19 protein-coding genes are annotated in these 21,838 nt (G+C 60.2%); 13 read left to right on the top strand and 6 right to left on the bottom strand.

Translation table 11 applies throughout. The features are described 5' to 3' along the window. Positions 1-73: 73 nt before the first annotated feature. Positions 74-973, top strand: a complete 900-nt coding sequence (locus tag HYI44_RS24895; RefSeq protein WP_225570771.1) for a hydroxymethylglutaryl-CoA lyase — start codon at positions 74-76, stop codon at positions 971-973. Between the two features lie 681 nt (positions 974-1,654). Here the strand turns inward: HYI44_RS24895 and HYI44_RS24890 are convergent. After that, on the bottom strand, positions 1,655-3,349 hold the full coding sequence (locus tag HYI44_RS24890; protein ID WP_122839324.1) for an AMP-binding protein: 1,695 nt from the start codon (positions 3,347-3,349) through the stop codon (positions 1,655-1,657). Positions 3,350-3,519: 170 nt separating this feature from the next. Between HYI44_RS24890 and HYI44_RS24885 the strand changes: the two genes are divergently transcribed. From HYI44_RS24885 to HYI44_RS24870, 4 genes are all read left to right on the top strand, one after another. Then, positions 3,520-4,683, top strand: a complete 1,164-nt coding sequence (locus tag HYI44_RS24885) for an isovaleryl-CoA dehydrogenase (RefSeq protein WP_045060188.1) — start codon at positions 3,520-3,522, stop codon at positions 4,681-4,683. A gap of 12 nt (positions 4,684-4,695) precedes the next feature. After that, positions 4,696-6,303 (top strand): carboxyl transferase domain-containing protein, encoded by a 1,608-nt coding sequence (locus HYI44_RS24880; protein WP_225570770.1) that lies wholly within the window; start codon positions 4,696-4,698, stop codon positions 6,301-6,303. A gap of 111 nt (positions 6,304-6,414) precedes the next feature. After that, the gene (locus HYI44_RS24875) at positions 6,415-7,230 is read left to right on the top strand and encodes a gamma-carboxygeranoyl-CoA hydratase (protein ID WP_225570769.1); all 816 of its coding nucleotides are present in this window, start codon (positions 6,415-6,417) and stop codon (positions 7,228-7,230) included. Beyond that, the gene (locus HYI44_RS24870; RefSeq protein WP_225570768.1) at positions 7,230-9,185 is read left to right on the top strand and encodes an acetyl/propionyl/methylcrotonyl-CoA carboxylase subunit alpha; all 1,956 of its coding nucleotides are present in this window, start codon (positions 7,230-7,232) and stop codon (positions 9,183-9,185) included. Before HYI44_RS24875 ends, HYI44_RS24870 begins: the two co-directional genes overlap by 1 nt. 39 nt (positions 9,186-9,224) lie before the next feature. Here the strand turns inward: HYI44_RS24870 and HYI44_RS24865 are convergent, their stop codons facing one another. Continuing rightward, positions 9,225-9,872, bottom strand: coding sequence for a LexA family transcriptional regulator (locus tag HYI44_RS24865; protein ID WP_225570767.1), 648 nt, complete (start codon positions 9,870-9,872; stop codon positions 9,225-9,227). A 130-nt stretch (positions 9,873-10,002) separates the two neighbouring features. On the opposite strand from HYI44_RS24865, the gene HYI44_RS24860 reads away from it, so the two are divergent. Both HYI44_RS24860 and HYI44_RS24855 read left to right on the top strand, forming a co-directional pair. Further along, a complete protein-coding gene (locus tag HYI44_RS24860) occupies positions 10,003-10,344 on the top strand; it encodes a DUF6124 family protein (RefSeq protein WP_225570766.1) in 342 nt (113 codons plus the stop codon). A gap of 468 nt (positions 10,345-10,812) precedes the next feature. Then, a complete protein-coding gene (locus HYI44_RS24855) occupies positions 10,813-11,964 on the top strand; it encodes a M14-type cytosolic carboxypeptidase (RefSeq protein ID WP_122839331.1) in 1,152 nt (383 codons plus the stop codon). Between the two features lie 37 nt (positions 11,965-12,001). Here the strand turns inward: HYI44_RS24855 and HYI44_RS24850 are convergent, their stop codons facing one another. Next, positions 12,002-12,547 carry a cytochrome b gene (locus tag HYI44_RS24850; RefSeq protein WP_122839332.1) on the bottom strand — a complete coding sequence of 182 codons (546 nt, stop codon included), beginning with the start codon at positions 12,545-12,547 and terminating at the stop codon, positions 12,002-12,004. Further along, positions 12,544-13,629, bottom strand: coding sequence for a catalase family peroxidase (locus HYI44_RS24845; protein WP_225570765.1), 1,086 nt, complete (start codon positions 13,627-13,629; stop codon positions 12,544-12,546). Before HYI44_RS24845 ends, HYI44_RS24850 begins: the two co-directional genes overlap by 4 nt. A gap of 157 nt (positions 13,630-13,786) precedes the next feature. Between HYI44_RS24845 and HYI44_RS24840 the strand changes: the two genes are divergently transcribed. The 4 genes from HYI44_RS24840 (at position 13,787) to HYI44_RS24825 (ending at position 17,723) form a co-directional block, all read left to right on the top strand. Further along, positions 13,787-14,293, top strand: a complete 507-nt coding sequence (locus HYI44_RS24840; protein WP_225570764.1) for a sigma-70 family RNA polymerase sigma factor — start codon at positions 13,787-13,789, stop codon at positions 14,291-14,293. After that, on the top strand, positions 14,290-15,042 hold the full coding sequence (locus tag HYI44_RS24835) for an anti-sigma factor family protein (RefSeq protein ID WP_225570763.1): 753 nt from the start codon (positions 14,290-14,292) through the stop codon (positions 15,040-15,042). Before HYI44_RS24840 ends, HYI44_RS24835 begins: the two co-directional genes overlap by 4 nt. A 91-nt stretch (positions 15,043-15,133) precedes the next feature. Continuing rightward, positions 15,134-16,255 (top strand): cell division protein ZapE, encoded by a 1,122-nt coding sequence (gene zapE, locus HYI44_RS24830; protein WP_225570762.1) that lies wholly within the window; start codon positions 15,134-15,136, stop codon positions 16,253-16,255. 154 nt (positions 16,256-16,409) lie between these two features. Continuing rightward, positions 16,410-17,723 carry a leucine-rich repeat-containing protein kinase family protein gene (locus HYI44_RS24825; protein WP_122839335.1) on the top strand — a complete coding sequence of 438 codons (1,314 nt, stop codon included), beginning with the start codon at positions 16,410-16,412 and terminating at the stop codon, positions 17,721-17,723. 87 nt (positions 17,724-17,810) lie between these two features. Here HYI44_RS24825 and HYI44_RS24820 read toward each other — a convergent pair whose 3' ends face one another. Then, positions 17,811-18,518 (bottom strand): YebC/PmpR family DNA-binding transcriptional regulator, encoded by a 708-nt coding sequence (locus tag HYI44_RS24820; protein WP_045060175.1) that lies wholly within the window; start codon positions 18,516-18,518, stop codon positions 17,811-17,813. Positions 18,519-18,724: 206 nt separating this feature from the next. After that, positions 18,725-19,585 (bottom strand): LysR substrate-binding domain-containing protein, encoded by an 861-nt coding sequence (locus HYI44_RS24815; RefSeq protein WP_225570761.1) that lies wholly within the window; start codon positions 19,583-19,585, stop codon positions 18,725-18,727. 109 nt (positions 19,586-19,694) lie between these two features. Between HYI44_RS24815 and HYI44_RS24810 the strand changes: the two genes are divergently transcribed. Then, complete coding sequence (locus HYI44_RS24810) at positions 19,695-20,804, top strand: 2-aminoethylphosphonate--pyruvate transaminase (protein WP_225570760.1); 1,110 nt, start codon at positions 19,695-19,697, stop codon at positions 20,802-20,804. A 124-nt stretch (positions 20,805-20,928) separates the two neighbouring features. Continuing rightward, the gene (phnX, locus tag HYI44_RS24805; RefSeq protein ID WP_225570759.1) at positions 20,929-21,756 is read left to right on the top strand and encodes a phosphonoacetaldehyde hydrolase; all 828 of its coding nucleotides are present in this window, start codon (positions 20,929-20,931) and stop codon (positions 21,754-21,756) included. The last annotated feature ends 82 nt before the right edge of the window (positions 21,757-21,838 follow it).

Below are 21,838 nucleotides of genomic sequence, written 5' to 3'. Positions count from 1 at the left end.
AAACCCGCGTTATCGTTAACGACCATCTCGAGCAAGCTCGCTCTTGCAGGGCTATCAGCACAGGTCAATTCCCATGTCCCTCCCAACTCACGTGCGCCTGATCGAAGTGGGTCCCCGCGACGGTTTGCAAAATGAAGCTCAGCCCATCAGCGTCGCCGACAAGGTGCAACTGGTCGACGCACTGAGCGCCGCTGGCCTTGGTTACATCGAAGTTGGCAGTTTCGTTTCGCCCAAATGGGTGCCGCAGATGGCAGGTTCGGCAGAAGTCTTTGCGCAGATCCAGCGCAAACCAGGCGTCACCTACGGCGCACTCGCCCCCAATCTGCGTGGGTTCGAAGACGCCATTGCTGCCGGGGTCAAGGAAGTGGCGGTGTTCGCCGCCGCCTCCGAAGCCTTCTCCCGGCGCAACATCAATTGCTCGATCAGCGAAAGCCTGGAGCGCTTCGTTCCCATCATGGACGCAGCCCGACAACACGGGATAACGGTGCGCGGTTACGTGTCCTGTGTGCTGGGCTGCCCCTACGAAGGAGATGTAGCACCCGAGCAAGTCGCATGGGTTGCTCGCGAGCTGCACGCGATGGGCTGTTACGAGGTCTCCCTGGGCGACACCATTGGTACCGGCACCGCAGGCGCCACTCGCAGAATGTTCGAAGTGGTCTCGGCCGATGTCCCTCGAGACAAACTCGCCGGGCATTTCCACGACACCTACGGGCAGGCCATGGCCAATATCTACGCCAGCCTGCTGGAAGGCATCTCGACCTTCGACAGCTCCATCGCCGGCCTCGGCGGCTGCCCCTATGCCAAAGGCGCCAGCGGTAACGTGGCCAGCGAGGATGTGGTCTACCTGCTCAACGGCCTGGGCATACACACCGGTATTGACCTGGACGCCTTGATTTTGGCAGGCCAGCATATCTGTACCGTGTTAGGCCGCCCTACCGGATCGCGGGTGGCCAAGGCACGCAGTGCACAGTGAGCGAGCGGTTGTGTCGGGGTGTTACCGCCAGCCGTGAAATGTGGGCGCAATCGAGTAACACGGAAACAGATTATGAGAGTCAGAGCCTTTGCCAAAAAGAAGCTAAATCATAAGTATCTGTTTTTAAAGCTTTTTTAAAAGTTGGCACGGCTCCTGCTATCTCTATGGCATAACAAGAATAAAAAGCAGCAAACCAATAAAAATAAGACGTAACGACTCTGACATAACAAGAACAACACGGCAGAGACGCAGCTAACAGATTTTTTTGGAGAAGGTGTGCTTTTCAGGGTGCTTTTCGGAGTAACCCGCAACCGGGCAGAGAACAATAAAACTACCTTCAGGTAGCTCCCGAACTGGTTGGATCGCTTGGCGAAAAAGCAGATCAGCGCTCAAAAAAATACGTTTGCTCTTGATCCCGGATGGGGATCGACAAAAACAGCGGTAAAGGGTCACGGTTACCAAAAACAACAACAGACCGCCCCTCAATAATAAAAAAAGAGCACGCGCAACGACAAATTAAAGGGGAGCTTCGGCTCCCCTTTGTGCTGTCTGGGATTCGGGTTTTCGACATCACCAGCACCGACACTGCATTACCCTGTGGGAGCGGCCTTGCTCGCGAAAGCGGTGGGCCAGTCGACATTCAAATTGAATGGAACACCGCCATCGCTGACCTGCCAGCTCCTACAGTACCGCTTTGAGCTCCACGATACTGATCTCGCGCATGCGGAATTTCTGGATCTTGCCCGTTACCGTCATTGGGAACTCTTCTACGAACTTGAAGTGACGCGGCGTCTTGAAGTGGGCGATGCGCTCCTTGCACCAGAGCTGCAGCTCCTGTTCGGTGGCGCTGTAGCCGGGATGGAACTTGATCCAGGCGACGATTTCCTCGCCATAGCGTGAACAGGGAATCCCGATCACCTGCACGTCGGCAACGGCTGGATGAGTGAAGAAAAACTCCTCCAGCTCACGCGGATAGATATTCTCGCCGCCACGGATGATCATGTCCTTGTTCCGGCCGGCGATGCACACGTAGCCGTCATCATTCATGCTGGCCAGGTCACCGGTGTGCATCCAGCCTGCCTGGTCGATGGCTTGCGCCGTGCCTTGCGGGTTGTTCCAGTAACCGAGCATCACGCTGTAACCGCGGGTACAGAGCTCGCCGATGGTACCGCGCGGCACCAGATTGCCCGCCTCGTCGATGATCTTGCTTTCCAGCTGCGGCTGGGTGCGACCGACAGTGGTCACTCGCAGTTCCAGTTCGTCCGAAGGCCCGGTTTGCAAGGAAACCGGGCTGGTTTCCGTCATGCCGTAGGCAATCTGCACCTCGCTCATGTGCATCTCGCTGATCACTCGTCGCATCACCTCGATCGGACAGGTTGCGCCAGCCATGATGCCGGTGCGCAAGCTCGACAAATCAAATTCCTGACGCCCTGGCTGGTCAAGCAGGGCGATGAACATGGTGGGCACACCGTAAAGCGCGGTGGCTTTTTCTTCGGCGACGGTGGTCAGGGTCAGCAGCGGGTCGAATCCATCATTGGGGTAGATCATGGTGGTGCCGTGGGTGATGCACCCCAGATTGCCCATGACCATGCCGAAACAATGATAGAGAGGCACCGGGATCACCAGCCGATCATCGGCAGTCAGCCCCAGGCTTTCGCCAACCATGTAACCGTTGTTGAGAATGTTGTAATGACTGAGGGTCGCGCCCTTGGGGAAACCGGTGGTGCCAGAGGTGTACTGAATGTTCACGGCCTGATCGAAATTCAGGCTGTCCTGGCGTTGCAGCAATTGTTGCGCCGGTATGCTGGCCGCCAGATCAGCCAGTTGCGACCAAGGCAGGAAACCTGACGGCGGCTGCGCGTCGAGGCTGATTACCCCGCGTAAATCCGGCAGGCGTTCGCTGTGCAATTTACCAATGGACTGCTCGACCAGTTCAGGCAGCAGTCCCTGGAGCATTTCGTGATAGTTGGATGTCTTGAAGGCACCGGCACAGACCAGCCACTGGCAACCGGATTGCTTGAGCACATATTCCAGTTCGGAGCTGCGATACGCCGGGTTGATGTTGACCAGAATCACGCCGATCTTCGCGCTGGCGAACTGGCTGATGCACCACTGGGCGCAGTTGGGCGCCCAGATACCGAGCCGGTCCCCGGCCTGCAAACCCAGCGCCATAAGGGCCCGGGCATGCACCTCGACAGCCGCGGATAATTGCTGCCAGGTGTAGCGCAGCTGTTGATGGCGCACTACCAGCGCCTCGCCGTTCGGGTAGCGGGCGACCGTGTCATCGAACGCCTGGCCGACAGTCATCGCCAGCAAGGCTTTGTCCTGGGAACCGCGGGTATAGCTGCGCTGCGGGCTTGCACTGGGTTGATCCATGACGACCCCTATTGTCTTTATTAGTGGGTGTTACCGCAGCCCTACTGTCGCTCAAGTTGACGTTAACGTAAAGGGCGATTGACAGCGCTTCGTCACAGGCTTACGTTAACGTAAAGGTGAGAGCTGCAGCACTGCCCTCCCCACCCAACAAAAAAGCCAAAAGGTGCCCCATGAGCTACCCATCCCTGAACTTTGCCCTCGGTGAAACCATCGACATGCTGCGTGATTCGGTTCAGTCCTTTGTTGCCAGCGAGATCGCCCCGCGCGCCGCCCAGATCGACATCGACAACCTGTTTCCAGCAGACCTGTGGCGCAAGTTCGGCGACATGGGCCTTTTGGGCATCACTGTCAGCGAAGAATACGGTGGCGCTGGCCTGGGTTACCTGGCGCACGTGGTGGCCATGGAAGAAATCAGCCGCGGCTCGGCTTCAGTTGCGCTGTCCTACGGCGCGCACTCCAACCTCTGCGTCAACCAGATCAACCGCAACGGCAATCATGAGCAGAAGACCAGGTACCTGCCCAAGCTGATCAGCGGCGAGCACATCGGCGCCCTCGCCATGAGCGAACCGAACGCCGGGTCCGACGTGGTATCGATGAAACTGCGCGCCGACAAACGTGGTGATCGCTACGTGCTCAATGGCAGCAAGACCTGGATTACCAACGGCCCTGACGCCAACACCTACGTGATCTACGCCAAGACCGACCTGGAAAAAGGCCCCCACGGCATTACGGCTTTCATCGTCGAACGCGACTCGAAAGGCTTCAGCCGCAGCAACAAGTTCGACAAGCTCGGCATGCGGGGCTCGAACACCTGCGAGCTGTTCTTTGATGACGTCGAGGTACCGGAGGAAAACATCCTGGGCGTACTCAACGGCGGCGTGAAAGTACTGATGAGCGGTCTCGACTACGAGCGCGTAGTACTGTCCGGCGGCCCGACCGGCATCATGCAGGCCTGCATGGACCTGATCGTTCCCTACATCCATGACCGCAAGCAATTTGGCCAGAGCATCGGCGAATTCCAGCTGATCCAGGGCAAGGTCGCCGACATGTACACCCAACTCAACGCCAGCCGAGCCTATTTGTATGCAGTGGCCCAGGCCTGCGAGCGCGGCGAGACCACGCGCAAGGACGCTGCCGGCGTCATCCTGTACAGCGCCGAACGTGCCACGCAAATGGCCCTCGACGCGATTCAGATTCTTGGTGGCAACGGCTACATCAATGAATTCCCCGCGGGCCGTCTGTTGCGCGACGCCAAGCTCTACGAAATCGGCGCGGGTACCAGCGAGATTCGTCGCATGCTCATCGGTCGTGAACTGTTTAACGAAACCCGATAACCGGAGTTGTCCATGGCTATCCTGCATACCCTGCTCAACCCCCGCTCGGCGGAGTTCGCGGCCAACAGCGCGGCGATGCGCAAACAGGTCGACGCCCTGCATACCCTGCTCGCGCAGGTGCAGCAAGGTGGCGGCCCCAAAGCGCAAGAGCGCCACACATCAAGGGGCAAGTTACTGCCTCGTGAGCGCATCAACCGGCTGCTCGATCCCGGCTCGCCCTTCCTGGAAATCAGCCAGCTGGCAGCCTACGAGGTGTACGGTGAGGATGTTCCGGCGGCTGGCGTGATCGCCGGAATTGGCCGCGTGGAAGGCGTCGAATGTATGATCGTCGCCAACGATGCCACGGTAAAAGGTGGCTCGTACTATCCACTGACCGTGAAAAAACACCTGCGCGCCCAGACCATCGCCCAGCAAAATCGCCTGCCCTGCATTTACCTGGTGGACTCCGGTGGCGCGAACTTGCCGCGCCAGGATGAAGTGTTCCCGGACCGCGAGCACTTTGGTCGAATCTTCTTCAACCAGGCCAACATGAGTGCCATGGGCATTCCGCAGATCGCCGTGGTCATGGGCTCCTGCACCGCTGGCGGTGCCTATGTTCCGGCCATGGCCGACGAGGCGATCATGGTGCGCAACCAGGCGACCATCTTCCTTGCCGGCCCGCCTTTGGTGAAAGCCGCGACGGGTGAAGTGGTCAGCGCCGAAGACCTTGGTGGCGCCGATGTGCACTGCAAGGTTTCCGGTGTCGCCGATCATTACGCCGAGAGCGACGAGCACGCCTTGGCCATTGCCCGGCGCAGCATTGCCAACCTTAACTGGCGCAAGCTCGGCGAAGTGCAGCAACGCACCCCGATCGCCCCGCTGTATGCCAGCGACGAGCTTTACGGCGTGGTATCGGCTGACGCCAAGCAACCTTTTGATGTGCGTGAAGTCATCGCACGGCTGGTGGACGGCTCGGTGTTCGACGAGTTCAAGGCGTTGTTCGGCACGACACTGGTGTGCGGTTTTGCCTACCTGCACGGTTATCCGATCGCGATTCTCGCCAACAACGGCATTCTGTTCGCCGAAGCCGCGCAAAAAGGCGCGCACTTCATCGAACTGGCCTGTCAACGCGGCATTCCATTGCTATTCCTGCAGAACATCACCGGCTTCATGGTGGGCCAGAAATACGAAGCCGGCGGCATCGCCAAGCACGGTGCCAAACTGGTGACCGCCGTAGCGTGCGCCAAGGTGCCAAAGTTCACCGTGATCATTGGCGGCAGCTTCGGCGCCGGCAACTACGGCATGTGCGGACGCGCATACGACCCACGCTTCCTGTGGATGTGGCCAAATGCGCGGATTGGCGTGATGGGTGCCGAGCAGGCTGCCGGCGTGCTGGTCCAAGTCAAGCGCGAGCAGGCCGAGCGAGGTGGCCAGGCCTTCAGCGCCCAGCAGGAAGCCGAGATCAAGCAACCTATCCTCGATCAGTACGAACAGCAGGGACATCCCTACTACTCCAGCGCCCGGCTGTGGGATGACGGCGTCATCGACCCCGCGCAGACCCGCGATGTGTTGGCCCTGGCCTTGTCGGCCGCGCTGAACGCGCCAGTAGAACAGAGCCGTTTCGGCGTATTCCGGATGTGATTTTCTGTGTGAGCGGGCTTGCTGGCGAAGGATTCACCGCGGTCTTCCATGTACCGCGTTAGCGTTCTTCGCCAGCAGCCCCCTCACACATGAGTTGTGGAGACAGACAAAATGAGCGACTTCAACACCCTCCAATTGCACACCGACCCCCGGGGTTTCGCAACCTTGTGGCTCGCTCGCGAAGACAAGAACAACGCCTTTAACGCGCAGATGATCCGCGAGTTGATCATCGCCCTGGATAAGGTCTCGGCCGATACCAGCCTCAGGTTCCTGCTGTTGCGCGGCCGCGGCAAGCATTTCAGCGCCGGCGCCGACCTGGCCTGGATGCAGCAGTCCGCCGAACTGGATTACCACACCAATCTCGACGATGCCCGCGAGTTGGCCGAGTTGATGTACAACCTCGCCAAACTGAAAATCCCCACCCTGGCCGTGGTGCAAGGGGCGGCGTTTGGGGGAGCACTGGGTTTGATCAGCTGCTGTGATATGGCCATCGGTGCCGATGACGCGCAATTTTGCCTGTCGGAGGTCCGCATCGGCCTGGCGCCTGCCGTAATCAGTCCGTTCGTGGTGCAGGCCATCGGCGAACGCGCAGCGCGTCGCTACGCCCTGACAGCCGAGCGCTTCAGCGGCCAGCAGGCACGGGAGATCGGTTTGCTGTCAGAAAGCTACCCCCTGGCAGAGCTGGAATCGAAGGTCGAGCAGTGGATCGACAACTTGCTGCTCAACAGCCCCGCCGCCATGCGCGCCAGCAAGGATCTACTGCGCGAGGTGGGGAACGGCGCGCTGACACCGGCGCTGCGGCGCTACACCGAGAATGCCATTGCGCGGATCCGCGTCAGCCCTGAAGGCCAGGAAGGCTTGCGTGCCTTTCTGCAAAAACGCCCGGCGAACTGGATCGCTACCCCAAACACGAAGGAGCCGCGTTGATGAGCACGCCCGTCATTACCACTTTACTGGTGGCCAACCGCGGCGAAATCGCCTGCCGGGTGATGCGCACCGCCAAGGCCCTGGGCCTGACCACCGTGGCCGTGCACAGCGCCACTGATCGTGACGCCCGGCACAGCCGCGAGGCCGATATCCGGGTGGACCTGGGTGGCAGCAAAGCCGCCGACAGCTACCTGCAGATCGACAAACTGATTGCTGCTGCACTGGCCAGTGGTGCCCAGGCGATTCATCCGGGGTATGGTTTCCTGTCGGAGAACGCCGGATTTGCCCGGGCCATCGAGAATGCCGGCTTGATCTTCCTCGGCCCTCCCGCCTCGGCGATCGATGCGATGGGCAGCAAGTCCGCCGCCAAGGCGCTGATGGAAACCGCCGGCGTGCCACTGGTGCCTGGTTATCACGGCGAAGCCCAGGACCTGGAAACCTTCCGCACAGCCTGTGAACGCATCGGTTATCCGGTGCTGCTCAAAGCCACGGCAGGCGGCGGCGGTAAAGGCATGAAAGTGGTCGAAGATGTCAGCCAACTGGCCGAAGCCCTGGCCTCGGCGCAGCGTGAAGCCCAATCGTCGTTTGGCGACTCACGCATGCTGGTAGAAAAATACCTGCTCAAACCGCGGCACGTGGAGATCCAGGTCTTTGCCGATCAGCAGGGCAATTGCCTGTACCTCAATGAGCGCGACTGCTCGATCCAGCGTCGCCACCAGAAGGTTGTCGAAGAAGCCCCTGCTCCAGGCCTGAGCGCGCAATTGCGCCGCGCCATGGGCGAAGCCGCCGTACGCTCGGCACAGGCCATTGGCTACGTCGGGGCCGGTACGGTGGAGTTCCTGCTGGACTCGCGAGGCGAGTTCTTCTTCATGGAGATGAATACCCGTCTGCAGGTCGAGCACCCGGTGACCGAAGCCATTACCGGGCTCGACCTGGTCGCCTGGCAAATCCGCGTGGCCCGGGGTGAAACCCTGCCGATGACCCAGGAGCAGGTGCCCCTGATCGGACACGCCATTGAAGTCAGGTTGTACGCCGAAGACCCGGGTAATGACTTCCTGCCAGCGACCGGCCGCCTGGAGTTGTATCGCGAGTCGGCGCCCGGCGCCGGACGTCGAGTCGACAGCGGCGTGGAAGAAGGTGATGAGATCTCGCCGTTCTACGACCCGATGCTGGGCAAGCTGATTGCCTGGGGCGAAGACCGCGAACAGGCGCGGCTACGCCTGCTGGGCATGCTCGACGAATTCGCGATTGGCGGGCTCAGGACCAACATCAACTTCCTGCGCCGGATCATCGGCCATCCAGCTTTTGCCGCCGCAGAACTGGATACCGGGTTCATCCCGCGATACCAGGAGCAGTTGCTGCCGAAACCGGCAGCGCTGGGTGAGGATTTCTGGCAAGCCGCTGGCCAGGCATTTGCCCAAAGTCAAACCACCGCGCCGCGCACTGACGACCTGGCGTCGCCTTGGGCGAGCGGCAACGGTTTTCGTACCGGACTGCCAACGCAGATCAGCCTGCACCTGAGCTGCGAAGGCCAGGACCGTGCTCTTACGCTGGGCGCAGTCGATGCCAGCACAGCACAGCTCAAGGGCGAGCAACTGCTGATCAAGGAAGAAGGCCTGCGCCGGCAGCACCGGGTCATTCGCCGCGACGGCGTGGTCTATCTGCAATGGGATGGGGAGCTTCGCCGCATCGAATCCTACGACCCGATCAGTGCCGTGGAAGCCAGTCATAGTCATCAGGGCGGCCTGACCGCACCCATGAACGGCAGTATCGTGCGGGTCCTGGTAGAGGTCGGGCAATCGATTGAAGCCGGCGCGCAACTGGTGGTCCTGGAAGCCATGAAAATGGAACACAGCATTCGTGCGCCGCACGCTGGAGTGATCAAGGCGCTGTACTGCCAGGAAGGCGAAATGGTCAGTGAAGGCAGCGCGCTGGTCGAGCTGCAAGAGGCTTGAAACAAGGAACGGCCCTACCCACTGGCAGGGTCGATCTGATCAGAACTTGGCGGTGGCCTGTACGACCACGCCGATGATTCGGCAGTCGGCAGTGTACAAAGCCTTCGGATAAGTCGGGTTGAGCGGCACCAGGTAAAGTTGGCCGCCCTCCTCGATCAATTGGCGGAAAGTGGCTGCGGCGCTGCCGGGCCATTGGGCAATCACCAGCTTGCCGGGCAGCACCTCAACCTCCGGATCGACCAGGATCAGCATGTTGTGGGCAATGCTCGGCCCACTGGGCGCGTTCATCGCATCACCCTCTACCTTGAGCCAGAACGCGCCGCCGCGAGCGTGGTAGTCGGACAGCTCGAAATGCGTCGCACCGTACACCGGCAACTCCCCATCGCGCAGCAGCTGTGCGTCTTGCCAGTCAGTGATCGGGTAGCGAAATGAAGGGTTATAGCGCTGCGCCAGGGGAGGATTATCTTCCTCGCAAGCCTCGACCTCCCGGAGCACCATTGCCACTTCGAGGAAATCCAGGCCCAAGGCTTGCAGTACACGGTTCATGTCGTCGACAGCGGGCTGACGTCGTTTATTCAGCCAGTGTCCAACACCACCCTGCGACATCCCAAGACGGTCTGCGAGTATCTCCTGAGTGATATTGAGCTCACTCATCTTGGCCTTGACCAGTTCAATCCATTTATCCATGTCGGGCACGATACGCGGGCTCCTGCCTGCGCTCAAAACACAATCTGTATTATTTCACTGGTCGAAACAAATACGTTTTGTACTAATCTGCTTTCACGGATTTGACCATAAAAAAGGAGTTTACGTCACCATGGCAATCACCAGCACTGACCTGCCCGACGAGCCAATGGATACCGCCCTCAACTCGCCACAGGGCTTCGCTGCCGCACAGCGCGCGCTCGATCACTACTTGAAACCAGCCGTGTCAGCAGAGCCCGAACAACCGCGCTTTTTTGCTGTAAACAAGAACGTCAGCAGCGAGGAGGCACTTGTACATGCCTCTGACCTGATGCGGTGCGCGGCCTCCATTGCCTATGAGTCGGCCAGTAACCTTCAAGGCGCCAGCCGGGACCTGACGCTGTCGACGGTGCACCTGATCGATATGGCCAGGGCCTTGGTGAATCAGTCGCTTGACGAGGGTAATAAGGGTTGAAACCAAAGGCACCAGGAAAGAATTTCCCTGGCGAACAGCGAAAAGCGTTTGACTTGCAAACGAGAATGATTATTATTGCATCAGCTGGTCGCGAGATCAGTCGATGGACCAAGAGACCTTAGGTCGGTCTCCTGGACTATCTCCTCATCAGGCTAATCACGGTTTTTGACCCGGCTTTTTGCCGGGTCTTTTTTTGCCAGTTAGTCTGGCTTTGGCTTCAGGCTAATGAAGTCTTCAGGCACTGCACATTCGATGGCGCGGATGATATCAAAAGAATGTTCCTTGGCAAGAGAGGCCCGGTAACATTGGGCCAAACTATTGATAAATAGCACTTGAGAATCAATCGCACAGTCTCTAAGCTGCGTCGGCGTCAAGGAGGACGCCCCCCAAATTCCTGGCAATTTCCCCGATTTTTCCCTTCCCTGCGTGTAAAGTAACAGCCATAAAAATCATATTCAGGAATCGACTATGACCGTGGCTAAATCCTCTTTCGACATCAGCGCAAATTTCGACAGCGGCAATATTGAAGTGATCGATATCAGCAATCCGCTGCAAGCGTTGCTGGCCATTCGACCCGATACCCGCAGCCCGCACTTCCAGTGGTTCCACTTCAAGGCCAGCGGCCTGCACGTGGGCCAGGAGCACTGGTTTCGCCTGAGTAACGCCAGCAAGTCCTCCTATAACAAAGCCTGGGACGGTTACCAGGCCGTTGCCTCGTATGACCACGTGAATTGGTTCCGGGTACCCACCATCTTCGAAGGCGACTGCCTGCGCTTCAGCCTGGAAGCCACTGCTACCCATGCCTGGTTCGCCTACTTCGAACCCTACAGTCGCGGGCGGCACGACTGGCTGATCGAGCAGGCGCTGACCAAGGCCGGCACCGAGCTGCTGGCTACCGGTAAAAGCGTCGAAGGCCGGGACATCCAGCTTCTGCGCAAAGGCACCGGAGCCGAGGGTCGACGCAAGGTGTGGATGATTGCCCAGCAGCACCCGGGCGAACACATGGCCGAATGGTTTATGGAAGGTGTGATTGAGCGCCTGGAAAAACACGACGACCCGGTCCTGAACAAACTACTGGCCAGTGCCGATCTGTACCTGGTGCCGAACATGAATCCGGACGGCGCCTTCCATGGTCACCTGCGCACCAATGCCATGGGCCAGGACCTGAACCGCGCCTGGCAGAGCGCCAGCCAGGACATCAGCCCTGAAGTGCTGTTCGTGCAACAACAGATGGAACGCTACGGCGTTGACCTGTTCCTCGACATTCATGGCGACGAAGAGATTCCCTACGTGTTCACCGCCGGCTGCGAGGGCAACCCTGGTTACACCCCGCGGCTCGCCAAACTCGAAGAGCAATTTCGCAGTCATTTGAAGCACCTTACCAAGGACTTCCAGACCAAGCACGGCTACACCCGCGATGAGCCGGGCAAAGCCAACATGACCCTGGCGTGCAACAGCGTCGGCGAGAAATTCGACTGCCTGTCGCTGACCCTGGAAATGCCCTTCAAGGACAACGACGATGCGCCGAACCCGCTGACGGGCTGGTCGGGCAAGCGCTCCAAACAGTTGGGCAAGGACGTGCTGACGACTGTTGCCGACATAGTTGACGTGTTGCGCTGATTGGCCGTGGCCGCAGCTGCAGCTGCGGCCATCGAAGTCAGGCGCGGTCCTTGCCACGCAGCATGCTGTCGAGCACCTCGTCACGGCGCACCCAGCCATGGAACAGCGCCGCCGCCAGGTGCAGCAACACGGTCAGGAACAGCAGGTAGGCCAGGTAACCGTGGGCCTTGCGCAGAAAGGCGAATACCTGCGCGTTGGCCGGCACAATCGAAGGCAGCTGCAACGAACTGCTGAGCATTACCGGATCGCCCGCCGCCGAAATCATTGCCCACCCCAGTAGAGGCAGTACCAGCATCAATGCGTATAGCAGCAGGTGCGAGCCTTTGGCCGCGAGCACTTGCCATCCCGGCAAATCGGCAGGCAGTGGCGGCTGTCGAGTGGAAAAACGCACGACGATGCGCACGATCACCAACACCAGAATGGCGATGCCCAAGGGTTTGTGCAGGTGGATCAGCCACTCATGACGCTCGGACACCGAGGCAACCATGCCTGCCCCGATAAACAGCATGGCAATAACCATCAGTGCCATCAGCCAGTGCAGCAACCGCGCCAATGGCGCGAAGTGGTTCGGTTGAGTGCTCATTGGCGAGCCTCCTGTTTGGCGGCGGGCAACTGGCTGACTTCACTGGTACGACGCAAGTAGGAACTGGCATAACCGGCTGAACGAGCGGCGAGCAGTGGATCGCCCGAGCCCTCGATGCCGGCAGGTAGTACCAGCGGGTCATAGTTGATGTCCCGGCACTCGCCACTGAGTTGCGGCTGGACGTTTTCGAGCACCAGAGTCCCGGCATTTACCACCTTGCGCCCTTCGGGCCAGGCCTTGCTGGCATCGTCTACCGGATCACCGGGGTTGGCCAGGGTGATGTTCAGCTGCCAGCGCAACGGCCCGGCGCCCATTCGCTGGGCCAGGTCCTGCTCGAGAAAATCGGTGCCTTGCGGCGCCGTCGCACCGGGTGAGTCCTGGGCAACCGGCACCATGCTCCAGCGCACCGCCTGGCGCTGACCGGCGGCGTTGACCAGGTAAAACGCGTTCACGCTGTTGTAGGTTTCAGTCACGTAGCTGGCCGACGGCTTGGCGGTTTTGATCCACGCCAGAAACGGCGCAGCTTCCGGATGCGCGCCGAAGAATGCTGGTACCGCCGCAGGGTCGGGTTTCCCAGTGGCGGGTACGGGTGACTGGGCCTGCTGCAATTGATAGAAGGCTTCGGGGGTGCCTACCGGGAACACCGGCATGCTGTTCATCCCGGTGCGCCATTGTTGACCATTGGCCTGGGTAAAGCGCAACGCCATGCTGCGGATCGGCACGCTGCTGTCCGGTGCGTAGGGATTGCCAGCCGGCAGCGCGAACCGCCCGACCACCGGGGTGCGTGCTTCATTGAATACCTGGGCGCTGGAGTAGCTGCGCGCCTCGCCGCTGCTCTCGAAATGCCCGATCACGCAAACACCTTTAGAGTGGTTGCGCCGGTACCCCGGGTGCACGCCGTTGTTGGTTTCCAGCACGTTGATCAGTTTTTTCGGCGTGAGCCGCTGTGGGTCAAATGTGCCGTTGACGTAGGCAAAGGCCCCGGCAACAGCGGCGACCACCAAAGCGATACAGCCAAGGCGCAACACCAGGCTGGTGGCGCTCAGCGGTGGCCGGATGGGCGGTGATGAGCGATCTACCATGAAAGACTCCAGGGCCTGTGGCCGCAAGTGAGAAGAATCAAGCAGACGAACCCCCGGACGGTTTATTCCATCACCGGTGTTTATTTGTTCGCGCGTGGAATAACCTCGAACGCCGAGCGTCTTCCTGGTCCACAGCGTAGTGACTAGTCAGAACTTCATGAACGATATCGACGAACAACTGAGTGAAATCATTCCCAGGTTGAGGCGATTTGCGCTGTCCCTGACGCGTAATCCCAGCAGCGCCGATGATCTGGTGCAGACCTGCCTGGAGCGCGCACTCTCACGCTGGAGCGACAAACGCCCGGAGGGAGACTTGCGCGCCTGGTTGTTCTCGATTCTCTATCGACAGTTCCTTGACGCCCACCGGCGCTCCCGGCGTTATGCGCGAATGCTCGAATTTTTTACCGGCCGTGAAGAAGCCGAGCCGTCTGCAGAGCGCACGGTGATCGCGCAATCGACGCTCAAGGCCTTCGACCAGCTCACCACCGAGCAACGCGCACTGTTGCTGTGGGTATCAGTCGAAGGTTTGAGCTACAAAGCGGTGACCGAGATTCTCGAAGTGCCCATTGGCACCGTGATGTCCCGCCTGTCTCGCGCCCGCCAGGCGTTGCGCCAGCTCAGCGAAGGTGAAATCACCCGCCCTGCCCTGCGGAGACTCAAATGATCAGCATGCCCCCTGACGAGCGTGATCTGCACGCCTACATCGACTGCCAGCTCAGCGCGGCGGACCGACTTCTGGTTGAAACTTATCTGACAAACAATCCGCCCGTGGCCGCCACCGTGCGCGCCTGGCAGCAGGATGCCCAACAGTTGCGAGCTGACCTGAGCGGCGCGCTGCAGCAACCGGCCAATCCGCAGCTGCAGCCGGCGCTCATTCGCCAAGGGCTCAAGCGCCAATCCCGCCGTCACCTGGCCAGCGCCGCCGTACTGCTGCTGGCCGTCGGTGTTGGCGGTTTCAGCGGCTGGCAGGCCCGGGAAATGACCCTGCTCAGCGCTGCGGCACCAATGGCCGATGCCATGCAGGCATATCGCCTGATCGCACAGCAAAGCCTGTTGCCGGCGGACTTCAAAGTCGGCGAACAGGGCGACATGCAGGCCTGGCTGGACCGTTATTTCACCCAGGCCAACCGTCTTCCCGACCTCGCTCACGCCGGCTTCAAACCGGTCAGCGGGCGCCTGCTCAGCACCGAGCAAGGGCCGGCGGCGATGGTGGTCTACGAGAACCGGAACGGACAGAAGATCAGCTTCTACGTGCGCCCGCCAGGGCCGAAGAACTTCCTGCTACCCCGAGGCAGTCGCAGCGATGGTGAGCTGCAGGCCGAGTACTGGTCAGGCGCCGGGTATAACTATGCAATGGTCAGCCCCAGCGATACGCCGGCGGCGCAGTTGCTCAGGCAAACGAAAACGTTTTGACCCACAGCGCTGGAAGCAAAACTACCCATTTGGTTAAACTGTGCCGCCGCCGCGCGGGGCGCCGGCGAAAAAATCACGGGGTGACATTCCAGTGGCTGTTCGACCACCCAAGCGTTTGCGACTCACACCACGTTGGCCGGCACTGCGTCGCCTGTTTGCCAAGGCATCGACTACCCCGGTGGCCAGCGCAAGGGTGATCCACGACTACTTTCGCCACAAGGCGCATGCCCAAGGCTATACACTCAGCCACAGTCAGCAGCGCGTGATCGATTGCATGGCGCACTACGCCCCCTTGCTGGCAGGCTCAGCGCAGCAAAAACTTCCCGGGCTGTATCTGCACGGCGCCGTGGGGCGGGGCAAGAGCTGGTTGTTGGACGGGTTTTTCCAGGCCATCCCGATCGCCGAAAAAAAGCGGCTGCACTTCCATCAGTTTTTTGCCCAACTGCATCAGGAAATGTTCACTCATCGCGAGCAGACCGATGCCATGGAGCTCAGCCTTGACCACCTGCTGGACGGTTGTCGGGTGTTGTGTTTTGACGAGTTTCACGTCCACGATATCGGCGACGCGATGCTCATCACCCGCTTGTTCCAGGCGCTGTTTCGCCGAAGCATCCTGCTGCTGGTCACCTCAAACTATCCGCCGGAAGGCTTGCTGCCAAACCCGCTGTACCACGCACGTTTCAAACCGGTCATCGACCTGATCAACTCGAGAATGCAGGTCATGGAAGTCGGCGGGCCCCACGACTACCGCAGTCAGGCGCGGCACTACGCCCAGCAAGTCTTCACCCATGGACATTACCTCTGGCCGGACACACTGCAGATCAGACGCCGGTTGAATTTCCCCGAGGCTGATGCTGCGCCCCTGCAACTGTCTGTCGGCACCCGTCAAGTGCAGGCCCGCTTCAGCGATCGGCGCACGATCGGATTCACTTTCGCCGACCTGTGTGAACACCCCACGGCCGTCATGGACTACCTGGAACTGTGCCGACAGTTCGACCACTGGATCATCGTCGACCTGCCTCTGCTCGCCGACACCACCATCGCCGCGCAGCAGCGGTTCATCAACCTGGTCGACGTGCTTTACGATCAGGACAAACACCTGACGTTGGTCAGCCAGCATTCGCTGAGTGCGAGCCTGGGTGGTGATGCAATCGACCTGGCGCGAACCCGCAGTCGGCTGGGGCAGTTGATGGAAATCAATGAGTTGAATTGATCATTCTTCGCCTTGAATGCCAATCGCGAGCAGGCTCGCTCCCACAGGTGCTCGGAAATCATTGTGGGAGCGAGCCTGCTCGCGATTGGTACAGTCACCACATGTCTCGCTATCATGCGGGCGCCCCTCTCCAAATGAATAGCGAATCGATTTCATGGACACCCTTGACCAACTGCGCGCCGGCCAACTGGCGGGCAGCACCCGCCTTGATCTCGCCTGCGGCCTGAGTGACTTCCCCCGGGAAATATTCGACCTGGCGGACTCCCTTGAAATCCTCAACCTCAGTGGCAACGCGCTCAGCCAACTACCAGACGACCTGCATCGACTGACCCGCCTGCGGGTGTTGTTCTGCTCGGACAACCTGTTCACCGAACTGCCCGCATGCCTGGGCCAGTGCAGTTCATTGACCATGGTCGGTTTCAAGGCCAACCGCATTACGCAGGTCCCGGGCAGCGCACTCCCGCCATTGCTGCGCTGGCTGATCCTGACTGACAACTGCATCAGCGAACTGCCCAGCGAACTGGGCGCGCGCCCGCACCTGCAAAAACTCATGCTCGCCGGTAATCAGCTCAAGCGCTTGCCTGACAGCCTGCAACACTGTCATCGACTGGAACTGATCCGGGTCGCCGCCAACCAGCTAACCGAACTCCCCGAATGGCTGCTCACCCTGCCAAGCCTGACCTGGCTGGCGTACGCCGGTAACCCGCTGGAAACCGAGGCCGATGCTGCGCTGCTTGAATCGACTGCCGTCATCCCCTGGCCGGCATTGCGCCTTGAGCAGCAACTGGGCGAAGGTGCTTCCGGGGTGATCCATCGAGCGACCTGGACCCGACCAGGCGCTGGGGAGCTGCCAGTGGCGGTCAAACTCTACAAAGGTGAAATGACCAGCGACGGTTCGCCCTTGCATGAAATGAACGCGTGCATCACTGCAGGCGAGCACCCCAACCTCATCCGGGTCGAGGGACGAATCGTCGACCATCCACAGGCTCAGGCCGGACTGGTCATGGAGCTGATAGAGCCGAGCTTCCGCAACCTGGCGGGTCTGCCGAGCCTGGATTCCTGCAGCCGCGACGTCTACGCCGATCACACCCGCTTCAGCGCCAGTGTGGCCTTGCGCATCGCTGGCGCCATCGCTTCGGTGGCCGAACATCTGCACCGCCAGGGGATCACCCACGGCGACCTCTACGGCCACAATATTCTCTTTAACGAGCGCGGTGATTGCCTGCTGGGAGACTTTGGCGCGGCGTCTTTCCACGCGAAGTCAGACAGTGTCCAAAGCCGTGCCTTGCAGCGACTTGAAGTACGTGCCTTTGGGGTACTGCTGGGGGAATTGCTGGAGCGGATCGATTCGGACTTGACCGCGCAGGGCCGTGAACGACTGGAGCAATTGCAACAGCGTTGCTGTCAGGCGCAGGTGATGGAGCGGCCCGGGTTTGGCGAGGTGGTACGGGCGCTGCAGGATCTGTGACCGGCACAGAGCCTGCAGAACCAAACTTGCTCCCACGACCCGGGGGAGCAAGCCTGCCCGCGATAGCGGTATTACGAAAGAAACCGATTAACCCGCCAAGCCGACAAACATGTCCTGCACATCATCATGGTTGTCCAGGCCTTCAAGGAACGCCTCGACTTCAGCCATCTGTTCGTCGCTCAAGCCACTCACCGGGTTTTTCGGCTGGTAGCCCAGCTTCGCCGACAGCACGGTAAAACCTTGCTCAGGCAAGGCTTTCTGGACCGCATCGAGGTCCGCAGGCTCGGTCAGGAACAGGGTCGTGCCCTCTTCTTCACCCGGCTCGAAATCCTGTGCACCGGCTTCGATTGCGGCCATTTCCGGATCAGCATCCGGGCTGTCCGGGGACGCCTCGATCATGCCGACATGGTTGAAATCCCAGGAGACCGAACCCGAAGCGCCCAACTGGCCCTTGCGAAACGCAACACGAATCTCGGCAACGGTACGGTTGATGTTGTCGGTCACGCACTCAACGATCAGCGGCACCTGATGGGGGGCAAAGCCTTCGTACGTCACACGATGGTACTGCACGGTTTCGCCGAGCTGGCCCGAACCTTTCTTGATCGCACGCTCCAGGGTTTCGCGAGGCATGGACGCCTTCTTCGCCTGCTCCACCACCAGGCGCAAATGCGCGTTGGTCGCGACATCGGCACCATTGCGCGCGGCAATGGTGATTTCCTTCACCAGTTTGCCGAAGATCTTGCCCTTGGCATTGGATGCCGCTTCTTTGTGTTTAACCTTCCACTGTGCGCCCATTAATCACTCTCTTGTCTGTGGCGCCGAAACATCTATTGGCCGACGCTTTGCGCAAGTTTATACGGCCTAAAGTCGGCAATCGACCAAAAATTCCACCGGTTTGATCACCATGAGGGTCAGGCTTTTTCAATGATGATTGGCTCCGACAAGGAAATGCGCTAACCGGCAGTGGGAGCAAGGCTGGCCCGTGATAGCCGCGCTGCGGTCTAGCGGCCCGACGCCAATTCAAAGAATGCCTGGATCAAGCGCAAATCCCGCCGCCGCTCCATGCATCCCATCATGTGCCGATTCACCAACCCCTCGCCCATGATCGGCAGCGCAGTCACCCGCGGGTCATGGCTGACTTCCACCGACGACACCACACCAACGCCCAGCTCAGCCGCCACGGCTTCGGTCACTGCCTCGCGGCTGTCCAGCTCCAGTAATACCCGCGGACCGACACTGGCCTGGAGACAGGCATCATCAAAGGTTCGACGGGTGATCGAACCCGGCTCGCGCAACACCATGATCACCTCGTCCAGCTCCTTGAGCGACACCTTCAAACGTTGCGCCCAGGGATGATTGTGCGGCACCAACGCGCACAGCCGTGATTCGCTCAACGCTTGCAAATGCAGGCCTTTGCGTGGCTCGACCTCAGTGAGTACGGCGATGTCCGCATGCTCGGACAACAACGCAGCCAAGGTCTCCTGGGCGTTACCCAGGCGCAGGTTCACCGTGATGCCGGGGTAACGGGCGCGCAAACTGGCAAGCATCGGCATGACCAGGTGCGGCCCGTCCGCCGCCACCTCCAGGCGCCCGGTGAGCAACTGCCGGTTAGCCTCCAGCATCACCTGCGCTTCCTCGGCCAGGCCAAACATCGCCCGGGTGATCGCCGCCAGTTTGGTGCCTTCCTCCGTCAGTTCTACCCGTCGCGCAGTACGGCGCAACAAGGTGATCTGGTAATGCTCTTCCAAAGCCTTGATGTGCCCGGTGACTGCCGGCTGGCTGATGAACAGCCGTGCGGCGGCCCTTGTGAAGCTGCCTTCGCGCGCCACCGCATCGAAGGCGCGCAGCTGGAACAGATTCATGAATAACCCTCACTGATGGCTGGCATAACAACAAACAATTTGATTGATAGCACGGCAAATTGCAATTTAAGTCCCGTAGCTTCATGCCATCGATTGCGAGGACACGAGAATGAGTACTGCCGAACCCATCCTGCTCACCCCCGGCCCGTTGACCACTTCGGCGCGCACCCGTCAGGCGATGATGGTCGACTGGGGTTCATGGGATGACCGCTTCAACCACCTGACCGCCAGCGTCTGCGAGCAATTGCTGGTAATCATCAACGGCGGCGACAGCCACCACTGCGTGCCACTGCAAGGCAGCGGCACCTTTGCGGTAGAAGCGGCCATCGGCACTTTGGTGCCCCGTGACGGCAAGGTGCTGGTGCTGATCAACGGCGCCTATGGCAAACGGCTGGCTAAAATCTGCGAGGTCCTCGGTCGCTCTTTCAGCACTTTCGAGACCGCCGAAGACGAGCCCACCACGGCGGCCGATGTCGACTGTCTGTTACGGGCGGACGCCAGCATTACCCACGTCGCGTTGATTCACTGCGAAACCAGCACCGGCATCCTCAACCCGCTGCCGGAAATCGCCCAGGTCATCGCGCAACAGGGAAAACGCCTGATCATCGACGCCATGAGTTCCTTCGCAGCCTTGCCGATCGACGCACAGCAGGTCCCGTTCGATGCGCTGATCGCCGCCTCGGGCAAATGCCTCGAAGGCGTACCGGGCATGGGTTTTGTTTTCGCCCGCAAGGAAGCCCTGGCCAATGCCGCCGGCAACTCCCATTCGCTGGCCATGGACCTGTTCGACCAGCACACCTACATGGCCAAGACCGGCCAATGGCGCTTCACCCCGCCGACCCACGTGGTCGCGGCGCTGCATGAAGCCCTGCTGCAATACAACGAAGAAGGCGGCTTGCCGGCCCGGCACCAGCGCTACGCCAACAACTGCCAGGTATTGCTCGACGACATGGCCAAACTGGGCGTGCGCAGCTTTTTGCCCGCTGCGATCCAGGCGCCGATCATCGTCACTTTCCATGCGCCCAAGGACCCGCGCTATCAGTTCAAGGAGTTCTACGAACGGGTCAAGGCCAAGGGTTTCATTCTCTACCCCGGCAAACTGACCCAGGTCGAAACCTTCCGCGTCGGCTGCATCGGCCACGTCAACCAGGCTGAGATGCACGCGGCTGTGGCGGCGGTGGCTGAAGTGCTGCGGGAGATGGAAGTGCTCGAAATCTAGTGCCCCTGCTCGCGATGACGCCCGCTCAGTCAACACACCTGAATGAAAGACCGCTTTCGCGAGCAGGCTCACCCCTACATAAGTCAACCCTTTGAACATTGTGCCCACACAGGAATTCGTCACCATGAACTACAACAACCCAACCAAACTCCAGGCCGCCATCCTCGACTGGGCCGGTACCGTCGTCGACTTCGGCTCTTTCGCGCCGACCCAGATCTTTGTCGAAGCGTTCGCCGAGTTCGACGTCCAGGTGTCCATCGAAGAAGCTCGCGGGCCGATGGGCATGGGCAAGTGGGATCACATCCGCACCCTGTGCGATCAGCCACAAGTCGCCGAGCGTTATCGCGCGGTGTTCGGACGCACCCCCACCGACGACGACGTCACCGCCATCTACAAACGCTTCATGCCCCTGCAGATCGAGAAAATCGCCGAGCATTCGGCGCTGATCCCGGGCGCACTGGATACCATCGCCAACCTGCGCCAACAAGGCATCAAGATCGGTTCCTGCTCCGGTTACCCGAAGCAGGTCATGGACAAAGTGGTCGAGTTGGCGGCCACCAACGGTTACGTCGCCGACCACGTGGTCGCCACCGATGAAGTTCCAAACGGTCGCCCATGGCCGGCCCAGGCGCTGGCCAACGTGATAGCCCTGGGCATCGACGACGTCGCCGCGTGCGTGAAGATCGACGACACCGTGCCGGGCATTCTCGAAGGACGTCGCGCGGGAATGTGGACGGTTGCCCTGATCTGTTCGGGTAACGCGCTGGGCCTGGACTACAAAGGCTATCGCGCCCTTGGCAGCGAACAGCTCGACAGCGAGCGCCAGCGCATTCACGCCATGTTCGAAGGCTCGCGCCCGAACTACATGATCGACACGATTTCAGACCTGCCCGAAGTCATCGCCGACATCAACAAACGCCTGGCCAACGGCGAAATGCCACAGACCCGTTGATCACGCAGTCGTGATCCTGCAAGGCGCCAGCCCCCGTCGGGCCTGGCGCCTTTTTGTTGACTGTTGGTTGACCCAGGGCATT

This window comes from Pseudomonas sp. Y24-6, assembly GCF_020295325.1.
Taxonomy (GTDB): Bacteria; Pseudomonadota; Gammaproteobacteria; order Pseudomonadales; family Pseudomonadaceae; genus Aquipseudomonas; species Aquipseudomonas gregormendelii.
The sequence above is the reverse complement of the archived record's forward strand: the minus strand, read 5'-3'. Positions and strand labels throughout refer to the sequence as shown.

Excerpts from the sequence above, each read along its gene's own strand:
- HYI44_RS24835 (WP_225570763.1), top strand. The coding sequence starts at position 14,290 with ATGATCAGCATGCCCCCTGACGAGCGTGATCTGCACGCCTACATCGAC.
- HYI44_RS24865 (WP_225570767.1), bottom strand. The coding sequence starts at position 9,872 with ATGGATAAATGGATTGAACTGGTCAAGGCCAAGATGAGTGAGCTCAAT.
- HYI44_RS24885 (WP_045060188.1), top strand. The coding sequence starts at position 3,520 with ATGAGCTACCCATCCCTGAACTTTGCCCTCGGTGAAACCATCGACATG.
- HYI44_RS24850 (WP_122839332.1), bottom strand. The coding sequence starts at position 12,547 with ATGAGCACTCAACCGAACCACTTCGCGCCATTGGCGCGGTTGCTGCAC.
- HYI44_RS24840 (WP_225570764.1), top strand. The coding sequence starts at position 13,787 with ATGAACGATATCGACGAACAACTGAGTGAAATCATTCCCAGGTTGAGG.
- HYI44_RS24875 (WP_225570769.1), top strand. The coding sequence starts at position 6,415 with ATGAGCGACTTCAACACCCTCCAATTGCACACCGACCCCCGGGGTTTC.
- HYI44_RS24825 (WP_122839335.1), top strand. The coding sequence starts at position 16,410 with ATGGACACCCTTGACCAACTGCGCGCCGGCCAACTGGCGGGCAGCACC.
- HYI44_RS24845 (WP_225570765.1), bottom strand. The coding sequence starts at position 13,629 with ATGGTAGATCGCTCATCACCGCCCATCCGGCCACCGCTGAGCGCCACC.
- HYI44_RS24855 (WP_122839331.1), top strand. The coding sequence starts at position 10,813 with ATGACCGTGGCTAAATCCTCTTTCGACATCAGCGCAAATTTCGACAGC.
- HYI44_RS24890 (WP_122839324.1), bottom strand. The coding sequence starts at position 3,349 with ATGGATCAACCCAGTGCAAGCCCGCAGCGCAGCTATACCCGCGGTTCC.
- HYI44_RS24810 (WP_225570760.1), top strand. The coding sequence starts at position 19,695 with ATGAGTACTGCCGAACCCATCCTGCTCACCCCCGGCCCGTTGACCACT.
- HYI44_RS24860 (WP_225570766.1), top strand. The coding sequence starts at position 10,003 with ATGGCAATCACCAGCACTGACCTGCCCGACGAGCCAATGGATACCGCC.
- HYI44_RS24895 (WP_225570771.1), top strand. The coding sequence starts at position 74 with ATGTCCCTCCCAACTCACGTGCGCCTGATCGAAGTGGGTCCCCGCGAC.
- HYI44_RS24820 (WP_045060175.1), bottom strand. The coding sequence starts at position 18,518 with ATGGGCGCACAGTGGAAGGTTAAACACAAAGAAGCGGCATCCAATGCC.
- HYI44_RS24815 (WP_225570761.1), bottom strand. The coding sequence starts at position 19,585 with ATGAATCTGTTCCAGCTGCGCGCCTTCGATGCGGTGGCGCGCGAAGGC.
- HYI44_RS24880 (WP_225570770.1), top strand. The coding sequence starts at position 4,696 with ATGGCTATCCTGCATACCCTGCTCAACCCCCGCTCGGCGGAGTTCGCG.
- HYI44_RS24870 (WP_225570768.1), top strand. The coding sequence starts at position 7,230 with ATGAGCACGCCCGTCATTACCACTTTACTGGTGGCCAACCGCGGCGAA.
- phnX (WP_225570759.1), top strand. The coding sequence starts at position 20,929 with ATGAACTACAACAACCCAACCAAACTCCAGGCCGCCATCCTCGACTGG.